Raw genomic sequence first — 22,892 nt, forward strand, 5'->3', positions numbered from 1 at the left:
AGTTAGTCTCCTTTCTCATAAGCACTTATTCCGGTTGGGCCAGCATACTTCGTCACTGCGTAACGCAGCTTTCCGTTTGTTACCCGCCCAGTTTCTTCCAAACTGTTCACAACCTCACTGCTGATGAAGGGTATGAGCTCAAGATGAAGAATATTCTTCTTCTTTGGCCCATCAAACTTACGTTTGTCTCCATCTGCAATGTATACAAATCTGCTATCAACAACTGCGATAACAACGGCTGCCTCTCCGGCATCTTTGCCTTTGAGAATTCTCACTAATTGACCAACCTGCGGGCTGCTCACAGTATTCAAGTGGAGATCACCTACGCATTCAGTTTTGTGAAAATTTCCATGCCGTCCGGAGTAACTGCTACTGTATGCTCAAAGTGAGCACATAGGGAGCCATCCACCGTAACGACAGTCCAGTTATCTTCCAGCGTTCTGACATGTCTCTTTCCTACGTTTACCATCGGCTCAATCGCGAGTACCATACCCGGTTTCAGACGTGGTCCGCGGTCCGCTATGCCATAATTCGGAATTTGCGGTTCTTCATGCAGTTTTGCCCCAATACCATGACCAACATACTCACGTACGACTGAGAAACCAGCCTCTTCGATATATTGCTGGATAGCATGGGAGATTGTAAACAAGCGCACATCCGGCTTAACTAACGCCAGTCCCGCGTACAAGGAGCCTTCCGTAACGTCCAGCAAACGCTGAGCCTCTTCGGAAATGCTGCCCACACCGTAGGTCCAGGCGGAATCACCGTGATAACCGCGGTACTCTGCACCGATATCCAGCGTTACAATATCGCCTTCGATCAGTTTGCGTTTACCTGGAAATCCATGCACTAATTGTTCGTTGACTGAAGCGCAAATGCTGGCAGGAAAACCGTTGTAGCCTTTGAAAGACGGCACAGCACCTTGACTGCGAATGTATTGATCGGCGATTCTGTCGAGATCGCCCGTTGTAATGCCAGGCTCAATGGCCTCAGCAATAAGACGGTGACTCTCGGCAACAATTCGACCAGCTTCCCTCATAAAGGCAAGTTCCTGTTCGGATTTACAAATGATCATTACATTAACCCCGCAATAAAGATACGATTTCAGAAGAAACGACATTGATTTCGTTTTCCCCATTTACCTGACGCAAAAGACCTTTATTATCATAAAACGCAAGCAGCGGCGCTGTCTTATTATCATACTCATCCAGACGCTTGCCTACACTTTCTTCGTTGTCATCCGGACGTTGATACAATTCACCGCCATCAATGTCGCAAATGCCATCTTGCTTCGGCGGGTTGAAGATTAAATGGTAGGATGCTCCGCAAACTGTGCAGATACGACGTCCAGTAAGACGCGCCATCAACAGTCCACGGTCAACATTCAAGTTGATGACATGATCCAAAGAAGTATTCAAACGGCTTAGAATTTCATCCAGCGCTTCCGCTTGCGAAAGAGTTCTTGGAAAACCATCCAATAGAAATCCTTTTTCGCAATCGGACTGCTGCAGCCGTTCTTCAACTATCCCAATGGTCACATCATCTGGTACAAGCAAACCTTGATCAATAAATGATTTAGCCTTCAATCCGACTGGAGTCTCTTGTTTGATTGCCAAACGGAAAGCATCTCCTGTCGAAATATGCGGAATGCCAAACTCTTTTATGATCTCAGCCGCTTGTGTTCCCTTGCCTGCCCCAGGAGGGCCCATGAATAAAATGTTCACGATTTCTCTCTCCCCCCAAAAGTTCGCCACCAAGCAAGAAACAGCACAATAGGTGCCGGGAAGAATAAAAAATTACGCTTCACCGGAACCTATCGCCTATTTATTGATGAAGCCTTTGTAATGGCGTTTGATCAATTGGCTCTCGATCTGCTTCATAGTATCCAATGCCACACCGATTACGATTAGCAGTGAAGTACCACCAATTCGAACTTCTTTAGGCAATCCAGATAAAGCACCGAAGAACATCGGCAATACAGAGATCAAAGCCAGGAACAATGCGCCGGACATAGTCAGACGAGACATTACTCTAGTCAAATATTTCTCAGTAGCTTTACCAGGACGGATACCTGGAATGTAACCACCATTCTTCTTCATGTTATCAGCCATCTGCTGAGGATTCATCTGCACGAACGTATAGAAGAACGTGAACCCGATGATCATCACTACATACAGAAGCATACCAAGTGGTGCATCAGTTGCCAAATACTTGGCAATCCATTGAGCCCAGGCATGTGTTGACCAGAAACTGGAGAGAACAACTGGGAACTGAAGCAGTGATACGGCGAAGATAACCGGAATTACACCAGCCGCATTAATTTTCAGCGGAATGTGCGTATTCTGTCCACCGTACATTTTGTTGCCGACTACGCGTTTAGCGTATTGAACAGGAATCTTCCGAATACCTTGCTGTACGAAGATAACTGCTGTAATAATCGCTACAATCACAATCAGCACAATAACGACTTTAAGAATATTCAGGAACACTTGATCCGGCTGAATAAAGCTTGAGTTAGCCGTACTCGTGATATATCCCGGGATGGCGGCGACGATTCCCGCAAAAATCAGGATCGAAATCCCGTTCCCGATTCCCTTTTCGGTAATCTGTTCACCAAGCCACATCAGGAAAGAAGTACCAGCCGTCAAGATAATGGCAACCAGTAAGTAGTCAGCAAATGTCGCATTCGGCATCATTTGAGTTCCATAAATCCGGTTAAACCCTATCGACGTAGCAAAACCTTGGATCAGGGCCAAAATCACAGTACCATAACGAGTGATTTGCGCTAGTTGTTTTTTACCGTGCTCCCCTTGTTTAGCCCATTCAGCAAACTTAGGAACAACATCCATCGACAGCAATTGCACGATGATGGATGCTGTAATGTACGGATAAATACTTATCGCAAATATCGAGAAGTTTTTGAGCGCTCCGCCCGAGAAGGTGTTCAAAAGTCCCATCAAAGCGTCACCGCTTTGATTTGCTGTTTCCAGTACATCTTTGTTCACACCAGGAACCGGTACAAACGAACCGATACGGTAGATAATCAGAATGAACAAGGTAAACAGGATCTTTTTGCGCAAATCTTCCACATGCCAGATATTCTTAAGCGTCTTGAACATTAGATCACCTCGGTTTTACCGCCGGCAGCCTCGATTTTCTCTACCGCAGATTGAGAGAACTTATTTGCTTGTACAGTCAATTTAACGGTTAACTCACCATTGCCGAGAATCTTAATGCCGCTTTTGGAATTCTTGACAACACCAGTTTCAAGCAACAACTGCGGAGTCACTTCTGTTCCTTCTGCAAAGCTATTCAGATCTTCAAGGTTCACAATCGCATACTCTTTACGGGTAGGATTGACGAAACCACGTTTAGGCAGACGACGATAGAGCGGATTTTGTCCACCCTCGAAGCCCGGACGAACACCACCGCCAGAACGTGAGTTTTGACCTTTGTGACCGCGACCGGAAGTTTTACCATTTCCGCTACTTGGTCCACGACCAACGCGATTGCGTTCTTTGCGGGAACCAGGAGCTGGAGCAAGTTCATGTAACTTCATCGTTTGCACCTCCTTATGTTTGTTAATTTATGCGAGGCGATTAGCCTTCAATTTCAGTTACAGATAGCAAGTGACTCACTTTGTTGATCATTCCGCGAATTGCAGGACTGTCATTGTGAACCACTGTCGTGTTGAGTTTACGTAGGCCGAGCGTCTTAACAGTAACACGTTGTGTTTCTGGACGTCCGATTACACTACGTACGAGGGTAATTTGCAATTTTGCCATTGACGTTCCCCTCCTTAACCGCGCAATTCTTCGACAGATTTGCCGCGAAGTTTCGCGACCTCTTCAATGCGTTTCAGACGGGAAAGTCCCTCCAAAGTTGCATTGACCATGTTCATGGAATTCGAAGAACCCAGTGATTTTGTCAAAATGTCGCCAACGCCTGCCAATTCCAATACCGCACGAACTGGACCGCCAGCGATAACGCCAGTACCCTCTGATGCTGGTTTCAGCAACACGCGTCCTGCGCCGAAGTGGCCAGTAACGAGATGGGGAATCGAAGTTCCTACGATTGGAATGTGAATCAGGTTTTTCTTGGCGTCTTCAATGCCTTTACGGATGGCATCCGGAACTTCGCCGGCTTTACCGATACCAGCACCGACGTAGCCATTGCCATCGCCCACAACAACGAGTGCACTAAAGCTGAAACGGCGTCCGCCTTTTACAACTTTTGCTACACGGTTAATGTGTACAACTCTTTCTGTCAGTTCTAAACTGTTCGGATCTACACGCAAGTCGTTAACCTCCTTTTAAGAATTATTCTAGAATTCAAGACCAGCTTCACGAGCTGCGTCAGCCAATGCTTGAATTCGTCCATGGTACAAGTAACCTCCGCGGTCGAATACGACCACTGCATAGCCTTTTTCTTTAGCACGCTCAGCGACCAATTGGCCAACTTTCGCTGCAGCTTCAACGCTGCCGCCATTACCGATGTTAGCGCTCAGTTCTTTATCAAGTGTAGAAGCGGATACGATAGTAACCCCTTTAACATCATCGATCAGTTGAGCGTAGATGTGTTTTGAAGAACGGAATACGTTCAAACGTGGACGCTCAGTAGTTCCCTGGATCTTCTTACGAACACGCAGGTGTCTTTTGAGACGAGCCTTGTTTTTATCTTCTTTTGTAATCATGACTTCCCTTTCACTCCCTTCAGTTTGCCGTAAACAGCTTCACTTTAAGATGCACGGGGTATCTTACAATTAAGTTCAAACTGGTTATTTCTTCTTACCAGCTTTACCTTCTTTGCGGATGATACGCTCGCCTTCATATTTGATACCTTTACCTTTATACGGTTCTGGCTCACGAACGGAACGAATTTTAGCAGCATATGCGCCAACGCGTTCTTTATCGATACCTTTAACGATGATCTTCGTGTTCGCAGGAACTTCAAACTCAATACCTGCTTCCGGTGTAATTTCAACCGGGTGGGAGTAACCAACGTTCAGAACGACTTTATCTCCGGATTTGCTTGCACGATATCCGACCCCAACCAATTCCAGAGATTTCGAGAAACCTTCAGTCACGCCTGCTACCATGTTGTTGACAACGGAGCGGGTTGTGCCGTGAAGTGAACGATGCAATTTGTTATCCGACGGACGAACAACGGTAATTTCGTTATTTTCAACTGTAACCTTCATGTCTTTATGAAGCTCACGAGTCAAAGAACCTTTTGGACCTTTTACTGTAATAACGGCGTTGTCCAAAGTGACATCTACACCGCTAGGTACTGCGATTGGTTTACGACCAATACGAGACATGTGTTGCACCTCCTTATCTTGTGACGTTTATTACCAAATGTAGCAGACAACTTCTCCGCCAGATTTTGATTGACGAGCTTCTTTGTCGGTCATAACTCCCTTAGATGTGGAGATAATCGCGATTCCTAGACCACCGAGTACACGAGGCACTTCATTGCTCTTCGTGTATACGCGAAGGCCTGGTTTACTGATTCTTTTCAAACCAGAAATAACACGCTCTTGGTTAGGGCCGTATTTCAAGAAGATACGGATAATCCCTTGTTTGCTATCTTCAACGAATTCCGCATCGCGGATGAAACCTTCACGCTTCAAAATGTCAGCGATTTGTTTCTTCATAGTAGAAGCAGGCATTTCTACCGTTTCGTGACGCACAATGTTAGCGTTACGAATACGAGTAAGCATATCTGCAATAGGATCAGACATAGTCATGTGTGTAAACCTCCTTCCCGTTTATAAACTTCTTACCAACTTGCTTTTTTCACGCCAGGGATCTGGCCTTTATAAGCTAATTCACGGAAACAAATTCTGCAAATTTTGAACTTTTGCAGTACCGAATGTGGACGACCACAACGTTCGCAACGTGTATATGCACGTACTTTAAACTTAGGCGTACGTTGTTGTTTAACTTTCATCGAAGTTTTTGCCACTTAGCCTGACACCTCCTAAACATTTTCGGAGAAAATGGATTAACCGACTTTATTTTGCGAAAGGCATTCCCAGCTGACCCAGCAGCTCGCGGGATTCCTCGTCCGTCTTAGCAGTCGTTACAATAACGATGTCCATACCGCGGACTTTATCCACTTTGTCATATTCGATCTCGGGGAAGATCAATTGTTCTTTAAGACCAAGTGTGTAGTTACCACGGCCGTCAAAGGCTTTAGTGGAAACACCACGGAAGTCACGTACGCGTGGAAGCGTTACGTTGAACAATTTGTCCAAGAAGTAATACATACGCTCGCCGCGCAGTGTTACTTTAACCCCAATCGGCATATTTTCGCGTAGTTTGAAACCAGCGATGGATTTTTTAGCTTTAGTGATTACTGGTTTTTGACCAGCGATCAACTGCATGTCATTAACTGCAGCATCAAGTACTTTGGAGTTTTGAACAGCGTCACCCACACCCATGTTGATGACAACCTTCTCGATCTTAGGCACTTGCATAACAGTTGTATAGTTAAACTTCTGCATCAAAGCAGGTGTTATTTCGTTGAGATAACGTTCTTTCATTCTTGCTGCCATGAAGATTTAACCTCCTTTCTTAAGGGCTAGATTAGTCGATAATCTCTCCGGATCTTTTAGCAATCCGAACTTTTTTACCGTTGTCCAATACTTTGTAACCGATACGTGTTACTTTGCCGGACTTCGGATCGATGTGCATTACGTTGGACACATGAATCGAAGCTTCCTGCTCAATAATTCCACCCTGTGGATTCAGCTGGTTCGGCTTTTGGTGTTTTTTCACCATATTGACGCCTTCTACCAGAACGCGGTTTTCACGAGGATAAGCAGCGATGACACGGCCTTTTTTGCCTTTGTCTTTACCACTAATCACAAGCACCACATCATCTTTCTTCACGTGCAGTTTATTGTTATGGGATTCCAGAACTTTTTTCACTCTAGGCATTTATTACACCTCCTATAACTAACCTTCAACTTATTGGTGCTCGTGTTTATTAGATTACTTCCGGTGCCAAGGAAACGATCTTCATGTAGTCTTTATCGCGAAGTTCGCGAGCAACTGGTCCAAAGATACGTGTTCCACGAGGGCTTCTGTCGTCTTTAACAACAACAGCTGCATTTTCGTCGAATGCGATGTAAGATCCATCTTTACGACGAACGGAACGTTTCGTACGAACAACTACCGCTCTAACAACATCACCTTTTTTGACAACGCCGCCTGGTGTTGCTTGTTTAACGGAACAAACGATCAAATCACCGATTGCTGCTGTACGGCGTCCAGTACCACCCAGTACGCGGATACACATCAGTTCCTTCGCACCAGAGTTGTCAGCCACATGCAAGCGTGTAAATGGTTGAATCATTATAATTTCCTCCTTCCGGAAAAACTCTTTTGATTATCTTAGATGATAACCGCTTTTTCAACCACTTCAACTAGTCTCCAACGTTTGTCCTTGGACAACGGACGAGTTTCCATGACTTTTACGGTATCGCCAATTTTCGCAACGTTTTCCTCATCATGTGCTTTGAATTTCTTCGTAGACTTGATGCGTTTGTGGTACAAGTTATGCTTCTTATAGGTTTCAACAGCGACTACGATGGTTTTATCCATTTTATCACTGACCACTTTACCGATTAGCACTTTACGTGCATTACGTTCTTCGCTCATTAGTTAGCCTCCTTCCTGAATACGGATCTGAGATCCGTCTCACTTAACTAATCCCAAGCACTCTTTGATGGATTACGGTTTTAGCACGAGCTATTTCCTTACGCACGTCACGAATCCGAGTCGGGTTGTCCAGTTGGCCAGTTGCCAATTGGAAACGGAGATTAAAAAGTTCCTCTTTGAATCCAGCGATCTTTTGTTCAATCTCAGCAGTGGTTAAGTTGCGAAGTTCATTAGCTTTCATTTGCTTCACCACCCAATTCTTCACGTTTCACAAACTTAGTCTTAACAGGCAGCTTGTGAGCGGCAAGACGCATCGCTTCACGAGCGATTTCTTCCGACACGCCTCCGAGTTCGAACATAATCTTGCCCGGTTTAACTACGGCTACCCATTTTTCAACGTTACCTTTACCACTACCCATACGAACCTCGAGAGGCTTTTGAGTAATAGGCTTATCTGGGAAAATCTTGATCCAAACTTGACCGCCACGTTTGATATAACGTGTCATTGCGATACGAGCAGCTTCGATCTGACGGTTAGTGATCCAAGATGGTTCCATTGCAACCAGGCCGAATTCGCCGAAGTTCAATTCAGTACCACCCTTTGCCATACCCTTCATGTGTCCGCGTTGTTGCTTGCGGTGTTTTACGCGTTTTGGTACCAACATGATTAGTTGCCTCCTTCCTGAGCAGCTTGTTTCTTAGCTGGGGGAAGAACTTCTCCACGGTAGATCCATACTTTTACGCCGATAAGACCGTAAGTTGTATGTGCTTCAGCCGTTCCGTAATCGATATCGGCACGAAGCGTATGAAGTGGAACTGTTCCTTCGCTATAACCTTCTGAACGAGCAATCTCAGCTCCGCCAAGACGTCCGCCTACTTGAGTTTTAATCCCTTTTGCGCCAGAACGCATTGTTCTTTGAATCGCTTGTTTGAGTGCACGACGGAACGATACACGACGTTCCAATTGTTGAGCAATGCTCTCAGCTACAAGAATTGCATCCAATTCAGGGTGCTTGATTTCATTGATGTTGATGTGTACTTTTTTGCCACCAGCGATTGCTGTAACTGCGCTGCGAAGTACTTCTACTTCTGCTCCGCCCTTACCAATAACCATACCTGGTTTAGCAGTGTGAATTGTAACGTTCACGCGGTTAGCCGCTCTTTCGATCTCGATATGGGAAACAGCGGAATCCTTCAACTTACCTTTAAGGTATTCCCGGATTTTGACGTCTTCCATTAGAAGAGTACCGAAATCTTTTCCTGCATACCATTTAGATTCCCAATCGCGAATGATCCCGATCCGGAGTCCGATTGGATTTACCTTTTGACCCACGTGTTATCCCTCCTTATTTCTCAGATACCACCAGTGTAATGTGGCTCGTGCGTTTATTGATCCGACTTGCGCGGCCCATGGCGCGCGGACGGAAACGTTTCATAGTAGGTCCTTGGTTAACGAAAACCTCGCTAACGAACAAACTGTTCACGTCCAAAGAATAGTTATGCTCAGCATTCGCAATTGCCGAATTAAGCAACTTCTCAACGACCGGAGAAGCGGATTTCGGAGTGTGGCGAAGAATAGCAATTGCTTCCCCCACTTGCTTACCACGAATCAAGTCAACAACCAGTTTCGCTTTACGAGCGGAAATCCGCACCGATCTTGCATGTGCTTTTGCTTCCATTGTTTAACCTCCTTTCAAACAGAGACCTTATTATTATCTTCTTGTTTTCTTATCGTCACCCGCGTGGCCTTTGTAAGTACGTGTTGGCGCGAACTCGCCCAACTTGTGACCTACCATATCTTCTGTTACGTATACAGGCACGTGTTTACGGCCGTCATATACACCAAACGTATGTCCGATAAACTGAGGGAAAATGGTTGAGCGACGGGACCAAGTTTTAACTACAACCTTTTTTTCAGCCTCGTTCAGTTCCTCAACTTTTTTAAGCAGGTAGCCATCGATAAACGGCCCCTTCTTTAAACTGCGACCCATGTGTGAATCCTCCCTTCATCCGGTTCTTCAAACCGCGAATCGACGCTTCGCGCTTTATTAACTTGCCAGAAGCGTCTTATTTTGTGCGGCGGCGAACGATATATTTATCAGATGCCTTGTTTTTCTTACGCGTTTTGTAACCAAGGGTTGGTTTACCCCATGGAGACATAGGCGATTTACGTCCGATTGGAGCGCGGCCTTCACCACCACCGTGTGGGTGATCGTTCGGGTTCATTACTACACCGCGTACTTCAGGGCGACGGCCCAGCCAGCGACTACGTCCAGCTTTACCGATTTTGATCAATTCATGATCTTCGTTACCTACGGAACCGATAGTTGCACGGCATACGCTAAGGATCTTACGAACCTCACCGGATGACAAACGAACGGAACAGTATTTTTCTTCTTTACCAAGCAATTGAGCTTCTGTACCAGCAGCACGAACCAATTGTCCGCCTTTACCTGGTTTTAACTCAATGTTGTGGATAACTGTACCCACTGGGATGTTCTCCAGTGCAAGACTGTTACCAATTTTGATGTCGGCTGTTGGGCCGGACTCTACTTTATCCCCAACTTTTAGGCCTTTAGGAGCGATGATATAACGTTTCTCTCCATCAGCATAGTGGATCAAAGCAATATTAGATGTACGGTTCGGGTCATACTCGATTGTAGCAACGCTACCTGGTATGCCGTCTTTAGTCCGTTTGAAGTCGATAATACGGTATTTACGTTTGTGTCCGCCGCCATGGTGACGAACCGTAATTTTACCTTGGTTGTTGCGTCCCGCATGTTTGAACAGCGGAGAAAGCAACGATTTCTCTGGCTGGTTTGTTGTGATTTCTTCAAACGTAGACACAGACATATGGCGTCTTGCCGGAGAGGTCGGTTTGTACTTTTTGATTGGCACTATAGTTTCCTCCTTACTTTAAGAGTATTATTCTACCGCTTCAAAAAATTCAAGCGGTTTGCTGTCCGGGCTAAGCTTAACGATGGCTTTTTTCCACTCTGGAGTGTAACCAGAATATTTACCATAACGTTTCAGTTTGCCAGGCACGCGCATTGTGTTCACATTAGTTACTTTTACTTTGAAAATAGCCTCGACAGCTTTTTTGATTTCGGTTTTGTTAGCACGGATATCCACTTCAAAAGCGTATTTCATTTCGCTCATGTAGTCGGAAGTACGTTCCGTAATCACCGGACGTTTGATAATATCACGAGGATCTTTCATTACGCGAACACCTCCTCTACCTTCAGAACTGCTTCTTTAGTGATGATCAGTTTGTCGTACGTCAGTACGTCAAGAACATTAATGCCGTCAGCCGCTACGAATTTCACCCCAGGGATGTTACGAGCGGAAAGTGCTACGTTATCATCATAGCTAGTAGCTACGATCAAAGCTTTGCGTTCCACTTTCAGGTTGTTCAAGATTGCTGCGAATTCTTTCGTCTTCGGAGCATTCATTGTCAAGCTATCCAATACGATAATGTCATTCTCGAGTACTTTCGAGGACAAAGCGGATTTGATCGCCAAACGACGAACCTTCTTAGGCAATTTCCAGGAATAGCTACGTGGTGTTGGTCCGAAGACAACGCCGCCGCCTTTCCATTGTGGAGAACGAATGGATCCTTGACGAGCGCGACCTGTACCTTTTTGTTTCCAAGGCTTACGTCCACCGCCACGAACTTCAGAACGTCCTTTTACTTTGTGTGTACCACGACGAAGGGAAGCTCTTTGCATAAGCGCAGCTTCGTGTAGAACGTGCTCATTCGGTTCAATACCGAATACTGTATCGCTCAGTTCTACTTCACCAACTTCGTTGCCACTAATATTAAAAAGTGTTACTTTTGGCATTTCATGTTCCTCCTTTCTTAGGTAATTATTTCTTAACGGTTTGTTTAACTTTCACGAAGCTGTTTTTAGGACCTGGGATAGCGCCTTTAACCAGCAATACGTTACGTTCAACGTCAACCTTGATGATTTCAAGCTTTTGAACCGTGATAGTCGTGTGACCCATATGTCCTGGGAGGCGTTTGCCCTTCGGAACACGGTTAGCTTGGATAGAACCCATGGAACCCGGTCTTCTGTGGTAACGCGATCCGTGTGCCATTGGTCCGCGGCTTTGTCCCCAACGTTTGATGTTACCTTGGAAACCTTTACCTTTAGATGTGCCAGTTACGTCAACAAATTCGCCCTCAGCAAAAATATCAGCCTTCAGTTCTTGTCCAACCTCGAGAGACCCGAGGTCAACACCGCGAATTTCACGAACGTAGCGCTTAGGTGTTGCATTTGCCTTTTTGGCGTGACCTTGTTCAGGCTTATTGGAGCGACTTTCTTTTTTATCAGAAAAGCCCAATTGCACTGCTTCATATCCGTCGATATTCAGGTCTTTCTTTTGCAGTACTACACAAGGGCCTGCTTCGATAACAGTAACAGGAATTACGTTACCTTCTGGAGTAAACACTTGAGTCATACCGAGTTTTTTTCCTAAGATACCTTTCAATGTTGACACCTCTTTTCTTTTCCTAAGTTGCTAAAAATAGAATTACAATTTGATTTCGATATCTACACCGGACGGTAGATCCAAGCGCATCAAGGCATCCACAGTTTGTGGTGTTGGGTTCACAATATCGATCAAACGTTTGTGAGTCCGTTGTTCAAACTGTTCACGGGAATCCTTGTACTTGTGTACCGCACGGAGAATAGTAATGATTTGCTTCTCAGTTGGCAACGGAATCGGTCCAGATACACCAGCACCCGAACGTTTTGCAGTTTCAACGATTTTCTCTGCGGATTGATCAAGAATTCTGTGGTCGTATGCTTTCAAGCGAATACGAATTTTTTGCTTTGCCATTTTAGTCCCTCCTTCTATCGCCCAATTTATTATCGGACATACTCCGTGAAAATTTTCTGACGTCGACCTCATGGCAAAGGGGCCGGGTGTGTCAGTAACCTCTCACATCATCGCAACGTCTCAGAACAACATTTATTATTATATATAATAGGCAGCAGTATTGCAAGCTAAAATAACAAAACAACGCATATTTTTTTCATGCGTTGCTTTGTTACTATTATATAGGTTAAAGATTCTCAGTGGCAGACTTAAAAATCTCAGCTGACTCCGCAGTCTGTGCTGTTGCTGACCCAATTCCCTCTATTGTCTGAATCAATGTTCTTATTTCTTCTTCTACTATAACAATCTCTTGTGTGCTACTCCTCATCGCCTCTACAATTTCGGAAAACAAAAGACTAGTCTCAACGGATTGATGTTTCCCACTTTTGGTTAGCTCTTGTACCTTACGTATCTCCTCAACGACTTGTTGTGTGAGACTTCCCGATTTATAAGTCAGCTCTACGATCTGAATTACAGTATTCTTCGTATCCTCTGCCAACCGACTAACTTCTTGAGCAACTACACTAAACCCTCTACCATGCACTCCGGCTCTAGCGGCTTCTATCGTTGCATTAAGTGAAAGAATTTTAGTTTGATCTGCAATATCTTTAACTGAGTTTACGATTTTTTGAATTTGTTTAGAGGAATTGCTTAATTCGTGGACTGAATGTTCCATTTCACTAGTACTTTGATAAATAAGATTAATCTGTCCTGATAAGCTATCCAAATGCTCATGTCCATCTGTAGCCAACCCCTGCGACTCTACAGCGGATGTAGCTGTACGTTGGAATGTTCTACTCACTTCATTGCTACTGGCTACTAGCTGCTTCACAGCGGCATTTGTATCGATACTAAAATCTATTAATTCGTTGCTGAATTCAGCAATTTTCTGCTTTAATTCATTTTTAACCAAAAGGTATTGCTGTTCCTTCTCTTTGACGTTCTCCTTCTCGTATTCCTCTAGGACAAGTTGTTGTTCAAGGTTAAGCAGCTTAGTTACGGTCTTAACTACATGTAGACGCGTATTGTCATCATGTGTCTCATTATAGATAACTTGTATAAAAACGTTCTGAAGATTTTGAAAAGCAGATAAGTACCATTTAGGCTCAAGTCCTACTCTTTTATGAATATTAGCAATCTTCATTCGCTTTGCTATGTATTCTTCATCAACTTTGCCATCAAAAATTTCAATGATATGCTCGCGGAGTGTTGATTTCAACCTCTCGATACTACTATGCTCCAATATAATGGCTTCGAGTTTATCCACACCTAATACCGAATTATAAAATTGATCAATGATATAGTCTATATTCTTTTCAACGCTAGGCTTCACCCTACGTAATAAGTTCAAATCTGATTCAGATAGATCAATCATTCTCATCTGCTCATTGAGTTCGTCATAACCCTCAAGAGTATGAAAAAAATCTTCAGTACGCTTAATCTGGTGTTTATTTTCTATTAATTTAGGGGTGTGAGAATCCTCATTATTATTACGTGATGTTATAGCATGCATGAATGAAAAAGGACATTTTCCCATGTTATCACTCTCCCCTTAATTACTAATTTTTTACAATATTACCTTCCTTTCATTTTACTCTATGATTATTAAAATTGTAAACAATTTATCGTTGAATTTTGTTGAATTTTGTAGAAATATTCGAAATTTCATATTTATTTTATCGTATATTGTCGAATTTATGATGGTTTATCCTATTAAATAACAAAAAGCCCCGGATTCTCCGCAAGAAGAATCCGGGGCACTATGATTCAGAATCTACCCGCAGATAGAAACGAATTTATTTTTGGATGGAAGCTACGCTACCTGCTCCAACTGTACGTCCACCTTCGCGAATGGAGAATTTAGTACCTTCTTCAATAGCGATAGGGGAGATCAAAGCAACAGTTACAGTGATGTTGTCACCAGGCATAACCATTTCAGTACCTTCTGGCAAGTTGATGATGCCAGTTACGTCAGTTGTACGGAAGTAGAACTGTGGACGGTAACCAGTGAAGAATGGTTTGTGACGTCCGCCTTCTTCTTTAGTCAAAACGTAGATTTGAGCAGTGAACTCAGTGTGTGGTTTAACAGAGTTCGGTTTAGCCAATACTTGGCCACGCTCGATCATAGTACGGTCTACACCACGAAGCAAAGCTCCGATGTTGTCGCCCGCTTGAGCGGAATCCAGCAATTTACGGAACATTTCTACGCCCGTAACTACGGATTTCTTAGTTTCTTCGTGAATACCAACGATTTCGATTTCTTCTCCGACTTTAACTGTTCCGCGTTCTACGCGACCAGTTGCCACAGTACCGCGGCCAGTGATGGAGAATACATCTTCGACAGGCATCAAGAATGGTTTGTCAGTTTGACGCTCTGGAAGTGGAATGTACTCGTCGATTGTTTCGAACATTTCAACAATCTTCTTAGCATATTCGCCTTCTGGGTTTTGAAGAGCTTCACGAGCAGAACCACGAATGATTGGAGTGTCGTCGCCTGGGAAGTCATACTCGCTCAGCAAGTCACGAACTTCCATTTCAACCAATTCCAACAACTCTTCGTCTTCAACCATGTCGCATTTGTTCAAGAAAACAACGATGTATGGAACACCTACTTGACGGGACAACAGGATGTGCTCGCGAGTTTGTGGCATAGGGCCATCAGCTGCGGATACAACCAGGATAGCTCCGTCCATTTGCGCTGCGCCAGTGATCATGTTTTTAACATAGTCGGCGTGACCAGGGCAGTCTACGTGAGCGTAGTGACGGTTAGGAGTTTCATATTCAACGTGGGAAGTGGAGATTGTGATACCACGTTCGCGCTCTTCAGGAGCTTTGTCGATTTGATCGAATGCGATAGCTGCGCCACCGTAAGTTTTGGACAATACAGTAGTGATTGCAGCAGTCAGAGTCGTTTTACCATGGTCGACGTGACCAATAGTACCGATGTTAACGTGCGGTTTGTTACGTTCAAACTTTGCCTTTGCCATTTGAACAGTTCCTCCTTAATGTGGGGTTCCTTATATTTGAGCCGCCCGCATATATGTTTATCTTAGATGACTGAGTAATTATACTCGGACGGCAAGTTAAAACTAGTAATTATTCTCCGCCTTTGTTCTTAGCAGCGATCTCTTCCGCAATGGATTTAGGAACTTCTTCATAGTGAGAAAGCTCCATTGAGAATACGCCACGTCCTTGAGTACCAGAACGAAGAGTTGTAGAGTATCCGAACATTTCGGAAAGAGGCACCTTAGCACGGATAATTTGCGCTCCACCACGGGAATCCATACCTTCGATACGGCCACGGCGGGAGTTCAGCATACCCATAACATCACCCATATATTCCTCAGGAACAGTTACTTCTACTTTCATGATTGGCTCAAGCAGGACAGGTTTACACTTGTCTTTAGCTGCTTTAAGCGCCATCGAGCCGGCAATTTTAAATGCCATTTCGTTGGAATCGACATCATGGTAAGAACCATCAACGATGGTAGCTTTAACGTCTACAAGCGGGAAGCCTGCAAGTACGCCGTTTTTCATTTGTTCTTCGATACCCGCAAGTGCAGGAGCGATGTACTCTCTAGGAACCGAGCCACCGACAACTTTACTTTCGAATTTGCTACCAGTACCTGGCTCGAGGGGTTCAAATTCAACCCATACGTGACCGTATTGACCACGACCACCAGATTGGCGTACAAATTTACCTTCGACGCGAGCAGGTGCCTTGAACGTTTCGCGGTAAGCAACCTGTGGTTTACCCACATTGGTTTCTACTTTGAACTCACGACGCATACGGTCGATGATGATGTCCAAGTGAAGTTCACCCATACCAGCCAGGATAGTTTGGCCTGTTTCTTCATCAGTATGAGCACGAAGAGTTGGATCCTCTTCAGTCAACTTACCGAGAGCAACGCCCAATTTATCTTGGTCAGCTTTTGTTTTTGGTTCAACAGCGATTTCGATAACTGGATCAGGGAAGTTCATTGATTCCAGAATTACTGGATGCTTCTCATCACACAGTGTATCACCTGTACTGGTGTCTTTCAAACCAACTGCTGCAGCGATGTCGCCAGAATACACGATGGAAATCTCTTGACGGCTGTTAGCATGCATTTGAAGGATACGACCAATACGTTCACGCTTGTTCTTAGTAGCATTAACTACGTAAGATCCGGACTCTAGAATACCAGAGTATACACGGAAGAACGTAAGTTTACCTACATAAGGGTCAGTCATGATTTTAAATGCCAAAGCTGCAAACGGTTCTTCATCCGATGAATGACGAACTGCTTCAGTTCCATCATCAAGATGTCCAGTGATAGCTGGAACGTCAAGAGGAGATGGCAAGTAATCAACAACAGCATCCAGCATAAGCTGAATCCCTTTGTTACGGTAGGAGGATCCAACAATTACAGGGAACAATTTAACTTCAACTACGCCTTTGCGCAGTGCAGCTTTAATTTCCGGAACTGTAATTTCTTCGCCTTCCAGGTACTTCATAGTCAGATCTTCATCAAGTTCAGCAACTTTCTCGATCAACTCGAGACGCAGCTCCTCAACTTTGGCCAAATATTCTTCCGGAATATCCGTTACTTCGATGTTTTGGCCTAGATCATCTCTGAACATGTGTGCTTTTTGCTCAACAAGGTCGATAATACCAGTGAAATCACTTTCTGCACCAATTGGCAATTGAATAGCAACTGCATTGGCTTGAAGGCGATCACGCATAGTTTCGATTACGTTAAGGAAATCCGCACCGATAATGTCCATTTTGTTCACATATGCAATACGTGGAACGTTATAACGGTCAGCCTGTCTCCATACGGTTTCAGACTGAGGCTCAACGCCCTCTTTTGCACTAAATACACCTACTGCCCCATCCAATACACGCAGGGAACGTTCAACTTCAACAGTGAAGTCAACGTGTCCTGGGGTATCAATGATATTGATGCGGTGACCTTTCCACGCAGCAGTCGTAGCAGCGGACGTAATCGTGATTCCGCGCTCTTGTTCTTGCTCCATCCAGTCCATCGTAGCAGCACCCTCGTGAACTTCACCGATTTTGTGCGTACGGCCTGTATAGAAAAGAATCCGCTCTGTGGTAGTTGTTTTACCAGCATCAATATGCGCCATGATCCCGATATTACGTGTATTTTTTAAGGAGAACTCTCTAGCCATGAAATGGATCTCCCTTCAAAATATAAGTTATTTGAATGACCTTAATCCTACCAACGGTAGTGAGCGAACGCTTTGTTTGCTTCAGCCATTTTGTGTGTATCTTCGCGTTTCTTAACAGAAGCGCCTGTGTTGTTGGAAGCGTCGATGATCTCAGCCGCCAAACGCTCTTCCATCGTCTTCTCACCGCGGTTGCGAGAGTAGTTTACGAGCCAACGTAATCCCAGAGCAGTACGTCTCTCTGGTTTAACCTCGATAGGTACTTGATAGTTAGCACCACCGACACGACGAGCTTTGACTTCCAAAACCGGCATGATATTCTTGATGGCAGCTTCGAAAACTTCCATCGGATCTTTACCCGTACGTTCTTCAATCAACTTGAATGAATTGTACAGAATGCTTTGAGCGACACCTCTTTTACCACCCAGCATAATGCGGTTAATCAAACGAGTAACCAACTTGCTATTATACAACGGATCTGGCAATACGTCTCTCTTAGTAACTGGACCTTTGCGTGGCATGGATATCCCCCTTTCTTAAATGTTTATTATTCTAGAATTTTTTCTTATTTCTTAGCTTTAGGACGTTTAGCACCGTATTTAGAACGAGCTTGCATCCGGTTAGCTACACCTGCTGTATCCAATGCACCACGAACGATATGGTAACGAACCCCTGCAAGGTCCTTTACTTTACCTCCGCGAAGTAATACAACACTGTGCTCTTGTAAGTTATGTCCGATACCCGGGATATAAGCTGTTACCTCGAGACGGTTCGTCAAACGAACACGGGCATATTTACGAAGCGCTGAGTTTGGTTTACGTGGAGTCATAGTACCAACACGAGTGCACACACCGCGTTTTTGCGGAGCGCTCAAATTTGTAGCCTCACGCTTGAGGGCGTTATACCCTTTTTGAAGAGCGGGAGATTTAGATTTTTCGATTTTGGCTTGACGGCCTTTACGAACCAATTGGTTAATTGTTGGCATGTTGTTGCCACCCCCTTCCTGAAATGATAGCCAATTTAAGAACTCTAAGCCCACAGACCCAGGCGGTTCATAAAAAGACAAATGAAAAGTTCTTGCCGCTGGAGTTCACCCCAGTACAAAAACATTTCCGTAGCTATTGTTTTAAGACGGCTGCCATCGCAGCGCCAACTTCTATTCCGCAGGCCTTGCCCAAATTCAGCATCGTATCCACGTATGTGATCTTAACACCTTGTTTGTTACAAAGCATAACTATCCTGGAAGTAAGCCTTTGATCTCCGTCCTCTGCCACATAGACTTCTGCAGCTTGGCCCAACTCTACCGCCTTGACGGTTTGTTTGGTACCGATCTTGACCTGAGCATCCTGTAGTCCTCTATCATCAGTCATAATCATTACCTCCAATGAACAAGGATAACATGGCTACTCACGCACCTTAGACATTTTAGCATTATCAATAGATGGTGTCAAGAAATTCAGCAATAATTTTTATGAATATTATACACAGCAGATATTCGTGTCACACCTATGATTAGGTATGACACGAGTTCACTACCATGTTTGCTAATTTATTCAGCAGGAACCGGCTCTAAAGATTCAAGCGCGCTTTCTGCATTTGGATCACTTAGCTTAACATTACGGTAACGATTCATACCAGTACCTGCAGGAATCAACTTACCGATAATAACATTTTCTTTGAGTCCAAGCAACTTATCTACTTTGCCTTTGATAGCAGCGTCTGTTAAGACACGAGTAGTTTCTTGGAAAGATGCAGCGGATAAGAAGGAATCTGTCTCAAGAGATGCCTTGGTAATACCGAGTAAGACCGGTTTAGCAACTGCAGGCTCTTTACCTGACAAGATGGCTTCTTTGTTAGCAGCTTCATATTCATGAATATCCGCAAACGCGCCTGGTAACAGACTTGTGTCACCTGCATCAATGATACGGATCTTCCGAAGCATTTGTTTGATCATAACTTCAATGTGCTTATCATTGATCTCAACGCCCTGGTTACGATATACACGCTGAACTTCTTGCAGAATGTAGTTTTGTACCCCACGGATCCCTTTGATTCGCAGCATTTCTTTAGGGTCAATCGAACCGTCTGTCAACTCATCGCCGGCTTCAATTTCTTGGCCTTCGCTGACACGTAGACGTGATCCATAAGTAATGGAATAAGTCTTGGATTCTGCTTCACCTTGAACTTCGATTTCACGACGATCCTTAGTTTCACGGATTTCCTTGATTACACCATCGATCTCACTGATTGTAGCCTGACCTTTAGGGTTACGGGCTTCAAACAACTCTTGAATACGCGGCAAACCTTGCGTGATGTCATCACCGGCAACACCGCCGGTATGGAACGTACGCATTGTAAGCTGGGTTCCTGGTTCACCGATAGATTGTGCAGCGATAATACCAACCGCTTCACCGATCTCAACGTGTTTACCAGTTGCCAAGTTACGACCGTAACATTTCTTACAAACACCATGACGAGCACGGCAGCTTAGTACAGATCGGATTTGTAGCTTAGTTACACCAGCGTCTACGATTGCTTCCGCTTTATCGGAGTCAATCAAATCGTTGCGGTGAACAATGATTTCGCCTGTTTCCGGATGACGAACAGTCTCGAAGCAGTAACGACCTTCAATACGGTCATACAGATCCTCAATAACCTCTTTACCATCCTGAATACGACTAACTGTAAATCCTTTATCCGTTCCACAATCTTCCTCACGGACGATAACGTCCTGAGCTACGTCAACGAGACGACGAGTCAAGTAACCGGAGTCAGCAGTACGAAGTGCGGTATCGGCAAGACCTTTACGCGCTCCGTGAGTGGAGATAAAGTACTCCAAGACCGTAAGACCTTCACGGAAGTTCGCTTTAATTGGCAATTCGAAAATCCGACCCGAAGGTGTTGCCATCAGACCACGCATACCACCCAGCTGAGTGATCTGCGATTTGTTACCCCGCGCTTTGGAGTCAACCATGAGCATGATTGAGTTGAAACGGTCCATCGATTTAAGCAGGATGTTTGTAAGATCATCCTTCGTCTTCGACCAGATCTCAATAACGCGGTCGTACCGTTCGTCATTAGTGATCAGACCACGGCGATATTGGTTAGCAACCACATCTACCTTAGCTTCGGACTCTTTCAGGATCGTAACTTTCTCCTCAGGCACGATAACATCCGACACAGCAACGGTAACACCGGAACGTGTGGAGTAAGTAAAGCCGAGTTGTTTAATTTTATCCAAAATCATAGAGGTTTTGGTTGTATGATAAGTTTCAAAACAACGTGCGATAATCAGACCCAGGTATTCTTTACCTACAGCGCTGGCTTCAGGAGCGGATTCAATCAGCTCGCGAATATCTGCGCCTTTTTCATAGATAAAGTATTTCTCTGGCGTGCCATGCAGCAAGTTAGTCTTAGTCGCTTCATTGATATAAGGGAAACTACTTGGGTAAATTTCATTAAAGATAATCTTACCGATCGTAGTAATCAACATTGCACCTTGTTGTTTTTCCGTAAAGCAAGTCTTACCTAGTGCTTTAACTGGAATAGCTACACGAGCATGAAGACCTGCAGTTCCGCGCTGGTAAGCTGATACAGCTTCATTTACGGTACGCAGAATCATACCTGATCCTTTTTCTTCCTTGTTGTCCATGGTCAGGTAGAAAGTACCAAGGACCATATCCTGGGAAGGTGTTACAACCGGTTTTCCGTCTTTAGGGTTCAAGATATTACCGGATGCAAGCATGAGAATACGTGCTTCCGCTTGAGCTTCTGCTGACAGAGGAACGTGCACCGCCATTTGGTCACCGTCAAAGTCGGCGTTATAAGCCGTACATACGAGTGGGTGAAGACGAATAGCATGACCTTCCACCAAAATCGGTTCAAAAGCTTGGATACCGAGACGGTGAAGTGTTGGTGCGCGGTTTAGAAGTACTGGGTGCTCTCTGATTACTTCTTCAAGTACATCCCATACTTCAGGACTTACACGCTCAACTTTACGTTTTGCGCTCTTTATGTTGTGGGCTAGGCCCTTATTAACCAATTCCTTCATGACAAAAGGCTTGAACAATTCTAGCGCCATTTTCTTAGGGAGTCCGCACTGATACATCTTGAGGTACGGTCCTACAACGATAACGGAACGACCAGAGTAGTCAACCCGTTTACCGAGCAAGTTCTGACGGAAACGTCCTTGTTTACCTTTCAGCATGTGGCTGAGAGATTTCAATGGACGGTTACCAGGACCCGTTACCGGACGTCCTCTACGGCCGTTATCGATGAGAGCATCGACAGCTTCCTGTAGCATCCGTTTCTCGTTCTGCACGATAATGTCAGGCGCACCAAGATCCAACAGTCTTTTCAGACGGTTGTTCCGGTTAATAACACGACGATAAAGATCGTTCAAATCAGACGTAGCAAAACGGCCACCATCCAATTGAACCATCGGACGAAGCTCCGGAGGTATAACCGGAAGAACATCCATGATCATCCAATCAGGTTTGTTGCCTGAGTTACGGAATGCTTCAATGACTTCCAGACGTTTGATCGCCCGGTTACGACGTTGGCCTTGGGCCGTACGCAGTTCTTCTTTGAGGAATTCCAGCTCTTTTTCGATGTCGATGTCTTGAAGAAGCTTCTTAACAGCTTCAGCACCCATGCCCGCTTGGAATCCGTAACCGTATTTTTCACGGTAGCTACGATATTCTTTCTCGGATAGAAGTTGTTTCTTTTCCAGTGGTGTTTCACCTGGGTCAGTTACAACATACGAAGCGAAGTAGATAATCTCTTCAAGTGATCTTGGAGACATATCTAGTGCCAAACCCATACGGCTTGGGATACCTTTGAAGTACCAGATATGAGATACCGGAGCAGCCAATTCAATGTGACCCATACGTTCACGACGAACTTTAGCACGAGTAACTTCAACGCCACAACGGTCGCAGACTACGCCCTTATAACGGACACGTTTGTATTTACCGCAATGACATTCCCAGTCTTTTTGCGGTCCAAAGATACGCTCACAGAAAAGACCCTCTTTTTCCGGTTTCAATGTACGATAGTTAATGGTTTCCGGTTTCTTAACTTCTCCGCGGGACCATGAACGAATCTTCTCCGGAGAAGCGAGTCCGATTTTCATAAATTCAAAATTGTTAACGTCCAACAAGGAGCAACCCT

General features: G+C 44.6%; 32 protein-coding genes. All 32 read right to left on the reverse strand.

Annotated elements, in window-relative coordinates:
- Positions 1–2: 2 nt before the first annotated feature.
- Positions 3–311, reverse strand: a complete 309-nt coding sequence (locus tag MKY19_RS27375; RefSeq protein WP_339243631.1) for a KOW domain-containing RNA-binding protein — start codon at positions 309–311, stop codon at positions 3–5.
- A gap of 11 nt (positions 312–322) precedes the next feature.
- Positions 323–1,075, reverse strand: coding sequence for a type I methionyl aminopeptidase (gene map / locus MKY19_RS27380; protein ID WP_042192159.1), 753 nt, complete (start codon positions 1,073–1,075; stop codon positions 323–325).
- A gap of 4 nt (positions 1,076–1,079) precedes the next feature.
- Positions 1,080–1,724 carry an adenylate kinase gene (locus MKY19_RS27385; RefSeq protein WP_042131217.1) on the reverse strand — a complete coding sequence of 215 codons (645 nt, stop codon included), beginning with the start codon at positions 1,722–1,724 and terminating at the stop codon, positions 1,080–1,082.
- Between the two features lie 96 nt (positions 1,725–1,820).
- Entirely contained in the window at positions 1,821–3,119 is a 1,299-nt protein-coding gene (secY, locus tag MKY19_RS27390; protein ID WP_042131218.1) for a preprotein translocase subunit SecY, read from the reverse strand.
- Complete coding sequence (gene rplO / locus MKY19_RS27395; protein WP_036680569.1) at positions 3,119–3,559, reverse strand: 50S ribosomal protein L15; 441 nt, start codon at positions 3,557–3,559, stop codon at positions 3,119–3,121. Before rplO ends, secY begins: the two co-directional genes overlap by 1 nt.
- A gap of 40 nt (positions 3,560–3,599) precedes the next feature.
- On the reverse strand, positions 3,600–3,785 hold the full coding sequence (gene rpmD / locus MKY19_RS27400; RefSeq protein WP_036680567.1) for a 50S ribosomal protein L30: 186 nt from the start codon (positions 3,783–3,785) through the stop codon (positions 3,600–3,602).
- Between the two features lie 14 nt (positions 3,786–3,799).
- Positions 3,800–4,297, reverse strand: a complete 498-nt coding sequence (gene rpsE / locus MKY19_RS27405) for a 30S ribosomal protein S5 (RefSeq protein WP_036652980.1) — start codon at positions 4,295–4,297, stop codon at positions 3,800–3,802.
- Between the two features lie 27 nt (positions 4,298–4,324).
- Positions 4,325–4,693, reverse strand: a complete 369-nt coding sequence (rplR, locus tag MKY19_RS27410) for a 50S ribosomal protein L18 (RefSeq protein WP_042131220.1) — start codon at positions 4,691–4,693, stop codon at positions 4,325–4,327.
- Between the two features lie 84 nt (positions 4,694–4,777).
- Positions 4,778–5,320, reverse strand: a complete 543-nt coding sequence (gene rplF / locus MKY19_RS27415; RefSeq protein WP_042192166.1) for a 50S ribosomal protein L6 — start codon at positions 5,318–5,320, stop codon at positions 4,778–4,780.
- 30 nt (positions 5,321–5,350) lie between these two features.
- Positions 5,351–5,749: a 30S ribosomal protein S8 gene (gene rpsH, locus MKY19_RS27420; protein ID WP_036680560.1), complete on the reverse strand. Its 399-nt coding sequence runs from the start codon at positions 5,747–5,749 to the stop codon at positions 5,351–5,353.
- A gap of 32 nt (positions 5,750–5,781) precedes the next feature.
- Complete coding sequence (locus MKY19_RS27425; protein WP_013312154.1) at positions 5,782–5,967, reverse strand: type Z 30S ribosomal protein S14; 186 nt, start codon at positions 5,965–5,967, stop codon at positions 5,782–5,784.
- A 49-nt stretch (positions 5,968–6,016) separates the two neighbouring features.
- Entirely contained in the window at positions 6,017–6,559 is a 543-nt protein-coding gene (gene rplE, locus MKY19_RS27430; protein WP_042131222.1) for a 50S ribosomal protein L5, read from the reverse strand.
- A gap of 31 nt (positions 6,560–6,590) precedes the next feature.
- A complete protein-coding gene (gene rplX, locus MKY19_RS27435) occupies positions 6,591–6,944 on the reverse strand; it encodes a 50S ribosomal protein L24 (protein WP_076286851.1) in 354 nt (117 codons plus the stop codon).
- A gap of 49 nt (positions 6,945–6,993) precedes the next feature.
- Positions 6,994–7,362: a 50S ribosomal protein L14 gene (gene rplN, locus MKY19_RS27440; RefSeq protein WP_036680556.1), complete on the reverse strand. Its 369-nt coding sequence runs from the start codon at positions 7,360–7,362 to the stop codon at positions 6,994–6,996.
- Positions 7,363–7,400: 38 nt separating this feature from the next.
- Positions 7,401–7,667, reverse strand: a complete 267-nt coding sequence (rpsQ, locus tag MKY19_RS27445; RefSeq protein WP_042131223.1) for a 30S ribosomal protein S17 — start codon at positions 7,665–7,667, stop codon at positions 7,401–7,403.
- Positions 7,668–7,710: 43 nt separating this feature from the next.
- Positions 7,711–7,908, reverse strand: a complete 198-nt coding sequence (gene rpmC / locus MKY19_RS27450; RefSeq protein ID WP_019908232.1) for a 50S ribosomal protein L29 — start codon at positions 7,906–7,908, stop codon at positions 7,711–7,713.
- On the reverse strand, positions 7,898–8,332 hold the full coding sequence (gene rplP / locus MKY19_RS27455; protein WP_042131224.1) for a 50S ribosomal protein L16: 435 nt from the start codon (positions 8,330–8,332) through the stop codon (positions 7,898–7,900). The genes rpmC and rplP overlap by 11 nt, the downstream gene beginning before the upstream one ends.
- 2 nt (positions 8,333–8,334) lie before the next feature.
- Entirely contained in the window at positions 8,335–9,000 is a 666-nt protein-coding gene (gene rpsC, locus MKY19_RS27460) for a 30S ribosomal protein S3 (RefSeq protein WP_042192169.1), read from the reverse strand.
- Positions 9,001–9,013: 13 nt separating this feature from the next.
- Positions 9,014–9,346 carry a 50S ribosomal protein L22 gene (gene rplV / locus MKY19_RS27465; RefSeq protein WP_036680546.1) on the reverse strand — a complete coding sequence of 111 codons (333 nt, stop codon included), beginning with the start codon at positions 9,344–9,346 and terminating at the stop codon, positions 9,014–9,016.
- Between the two features lie 33 nt (positions 9,347–9,379).
- Complete coding sequence (gene rpsS, locus MKY19_RS27470; protein ID WP_036652940.1) at positions 9,380–9,658, reverse strand: 30S ribosomal protein S19; 279 nt, start codon at positions 9,656–9,658, stop codon at positions 9,380–9,382.
- Between the two features lie 76 nt (positions 9,659–9,734).
- Positions 9,735–10,565 (reverse strand): 50S ribosomal protein L2, encoded by an 831-nt coding sequence (gene rplB / locus MKY19_RS27475; RefSeq protein WP_042192171.1) that lies wholly within the window; start codon positions 10,563–10,565, stop codon positions 9,735–9,737.
- A gap of 27 nt (positions 10,566–10,592) precedes the next feature.
- Positions 10,593–10,886, reverse strand: coding sequence for a 50S ribosomal protein L23 (gene rplW / locus MKY19_RS27480; protein WP_036680537.1), 294 nt, complete (start codon positions 10,884–10,886; stop codon positions 10,593–10,595).
- Entirely contained in the window at positions 10,886–11,509 is a 624-nt protein-coding gene (gene rplD / locus MKY19_RS27485; protein ID WP_042192174.1) for a 50S ribosomal protein L4, read from the reverse strand. The genes rplW and rplD overlap by 1 nt, the downstream gene beginning before the upstream one ends.
- Before the next feature lie 25 nt (positions 11,510–11,534).
- Positions 11,535–12,158 carry a 50S ribosomal protein L3 gene (gene rplC / locus MKY19_RS27490; RefSeq protein ID WP_076286852.1) on the reverse strand — a complete coding sequence of 208 codons (624 nt, stop codon included), beginning with the start codon at positions 12,156–12,158 and terminating at the stop codon, positions 11,535–11,537.
- 42 nt (positions 12,159–12,200) lie between these two features.
- Positions 12,201–12,509: a 30S ribosomal protein S10 gene (gene rpsJ, locus MKY19_RS27495; protein ID WP_017692074.1), complete on the reverse strand. Its 309-nt coding sequence runs from the start codon at positions 12,507–12,509 to the stop codon at positions 12,201–12,203.
- Positions 12,510–12,735: 226 nt separating this feature from the next.
- Positions 12,736–14,061 (reverse strand): globin-coupled sensor protein, encoded by a 1,326-nt coding sequence (locus MKY19_RS27500; RefSeq protein WP_339798897.1) that lies wholly within the window; start codon positions 14,059–14,061, stop codon positions 12,736–12,738.
- A 283-nt stretch (positions 14,062–14,344) separates the two neighbouring features.
- The gene (gene tuf / locus MKY19_RS27505; protein WP_042192178.1) at positions 14,345–15,535 is read right to left on the reverse strand and encodes an elongation factor Tu; all 1,191 of its coding nucleotides are present in this window, start codon (positions 15,533–15,535) and stop codon (positions 14,345–14,347) included.
- 109 nt (positions 15,536–15,644) lie between these two features.
- Entirely contained in the window at positions 15,645–17,723 is a 2,079-nt protein-coding gene (gene fusA, locus MKY19_RS27510; RefSeq protein ID WP_042192180.1) for an elongation factor G, read from the reverse strand.
- A 47-nt stretch (positions 17,724–17,770) separates the two neighbouring features.
- Positions 17,771–18,241: a 30S ribosomal protein S7 gene (rpsG, locus tag MKY19_RS27515; protein WP_036680520.1), complete on the reverse strand. Its 471-nt coding sequence runs from the start codon at positions 18,239–18,241 to the stop codon at positions 17,771–17,773.
- Between the two features lie 44 nt (positions 18,242–18,285).
- Positions 18,286–18,705 (reverse strand): 30S ribosomal protein S12, encoded by a 420-nt coding sequence (gene rpsL / locus MKY19_RS27520; protein ID WP_036680518.1) that lies wholly within the window; start codon positions 18,703–18,705, stop codon positions 18,286–18,288.
- 133 nt (positions 18,706–18,838) lie between these two features.
- Positions 18,839–19,090, reverse strand: a complete 252-nt coding sequence (locus MKY19_RS27525) for a ribosomal L7Ae/L30e/S12e/Gadd45 family protein (RefSeq protein WP_042131229.1) — start codon at positions 19,088–19,090, stop codon at positions 18,839–18,841.
- A gap of 179 nt (positions 19,091–19,269) precedes the next feature.
- Positions 19,270–22,881, reverse strand: a complete 3,612-nt coding sequence (gene rpoC, locus MKY19_RS27530) for a DNA-directed RNA polymerase subunit beta' (protein ID WP_042192182.1) — start codon at positions 22,879–22,881, stop codon at positions 19,270–19,272.
- Between the last annotated feature and the right edge of the window lie 11 nt (positions 22,882–22,892).

The sequence above is a fragment of the Paenibacillus sp. FSL R5-0744 genome (assembly GCF_037972555.1).
GTDB lineage: Bacteria > Bacillota > Bacilli > Paenibacillales > Paenibacillaceae > Paenibacillus_AQ.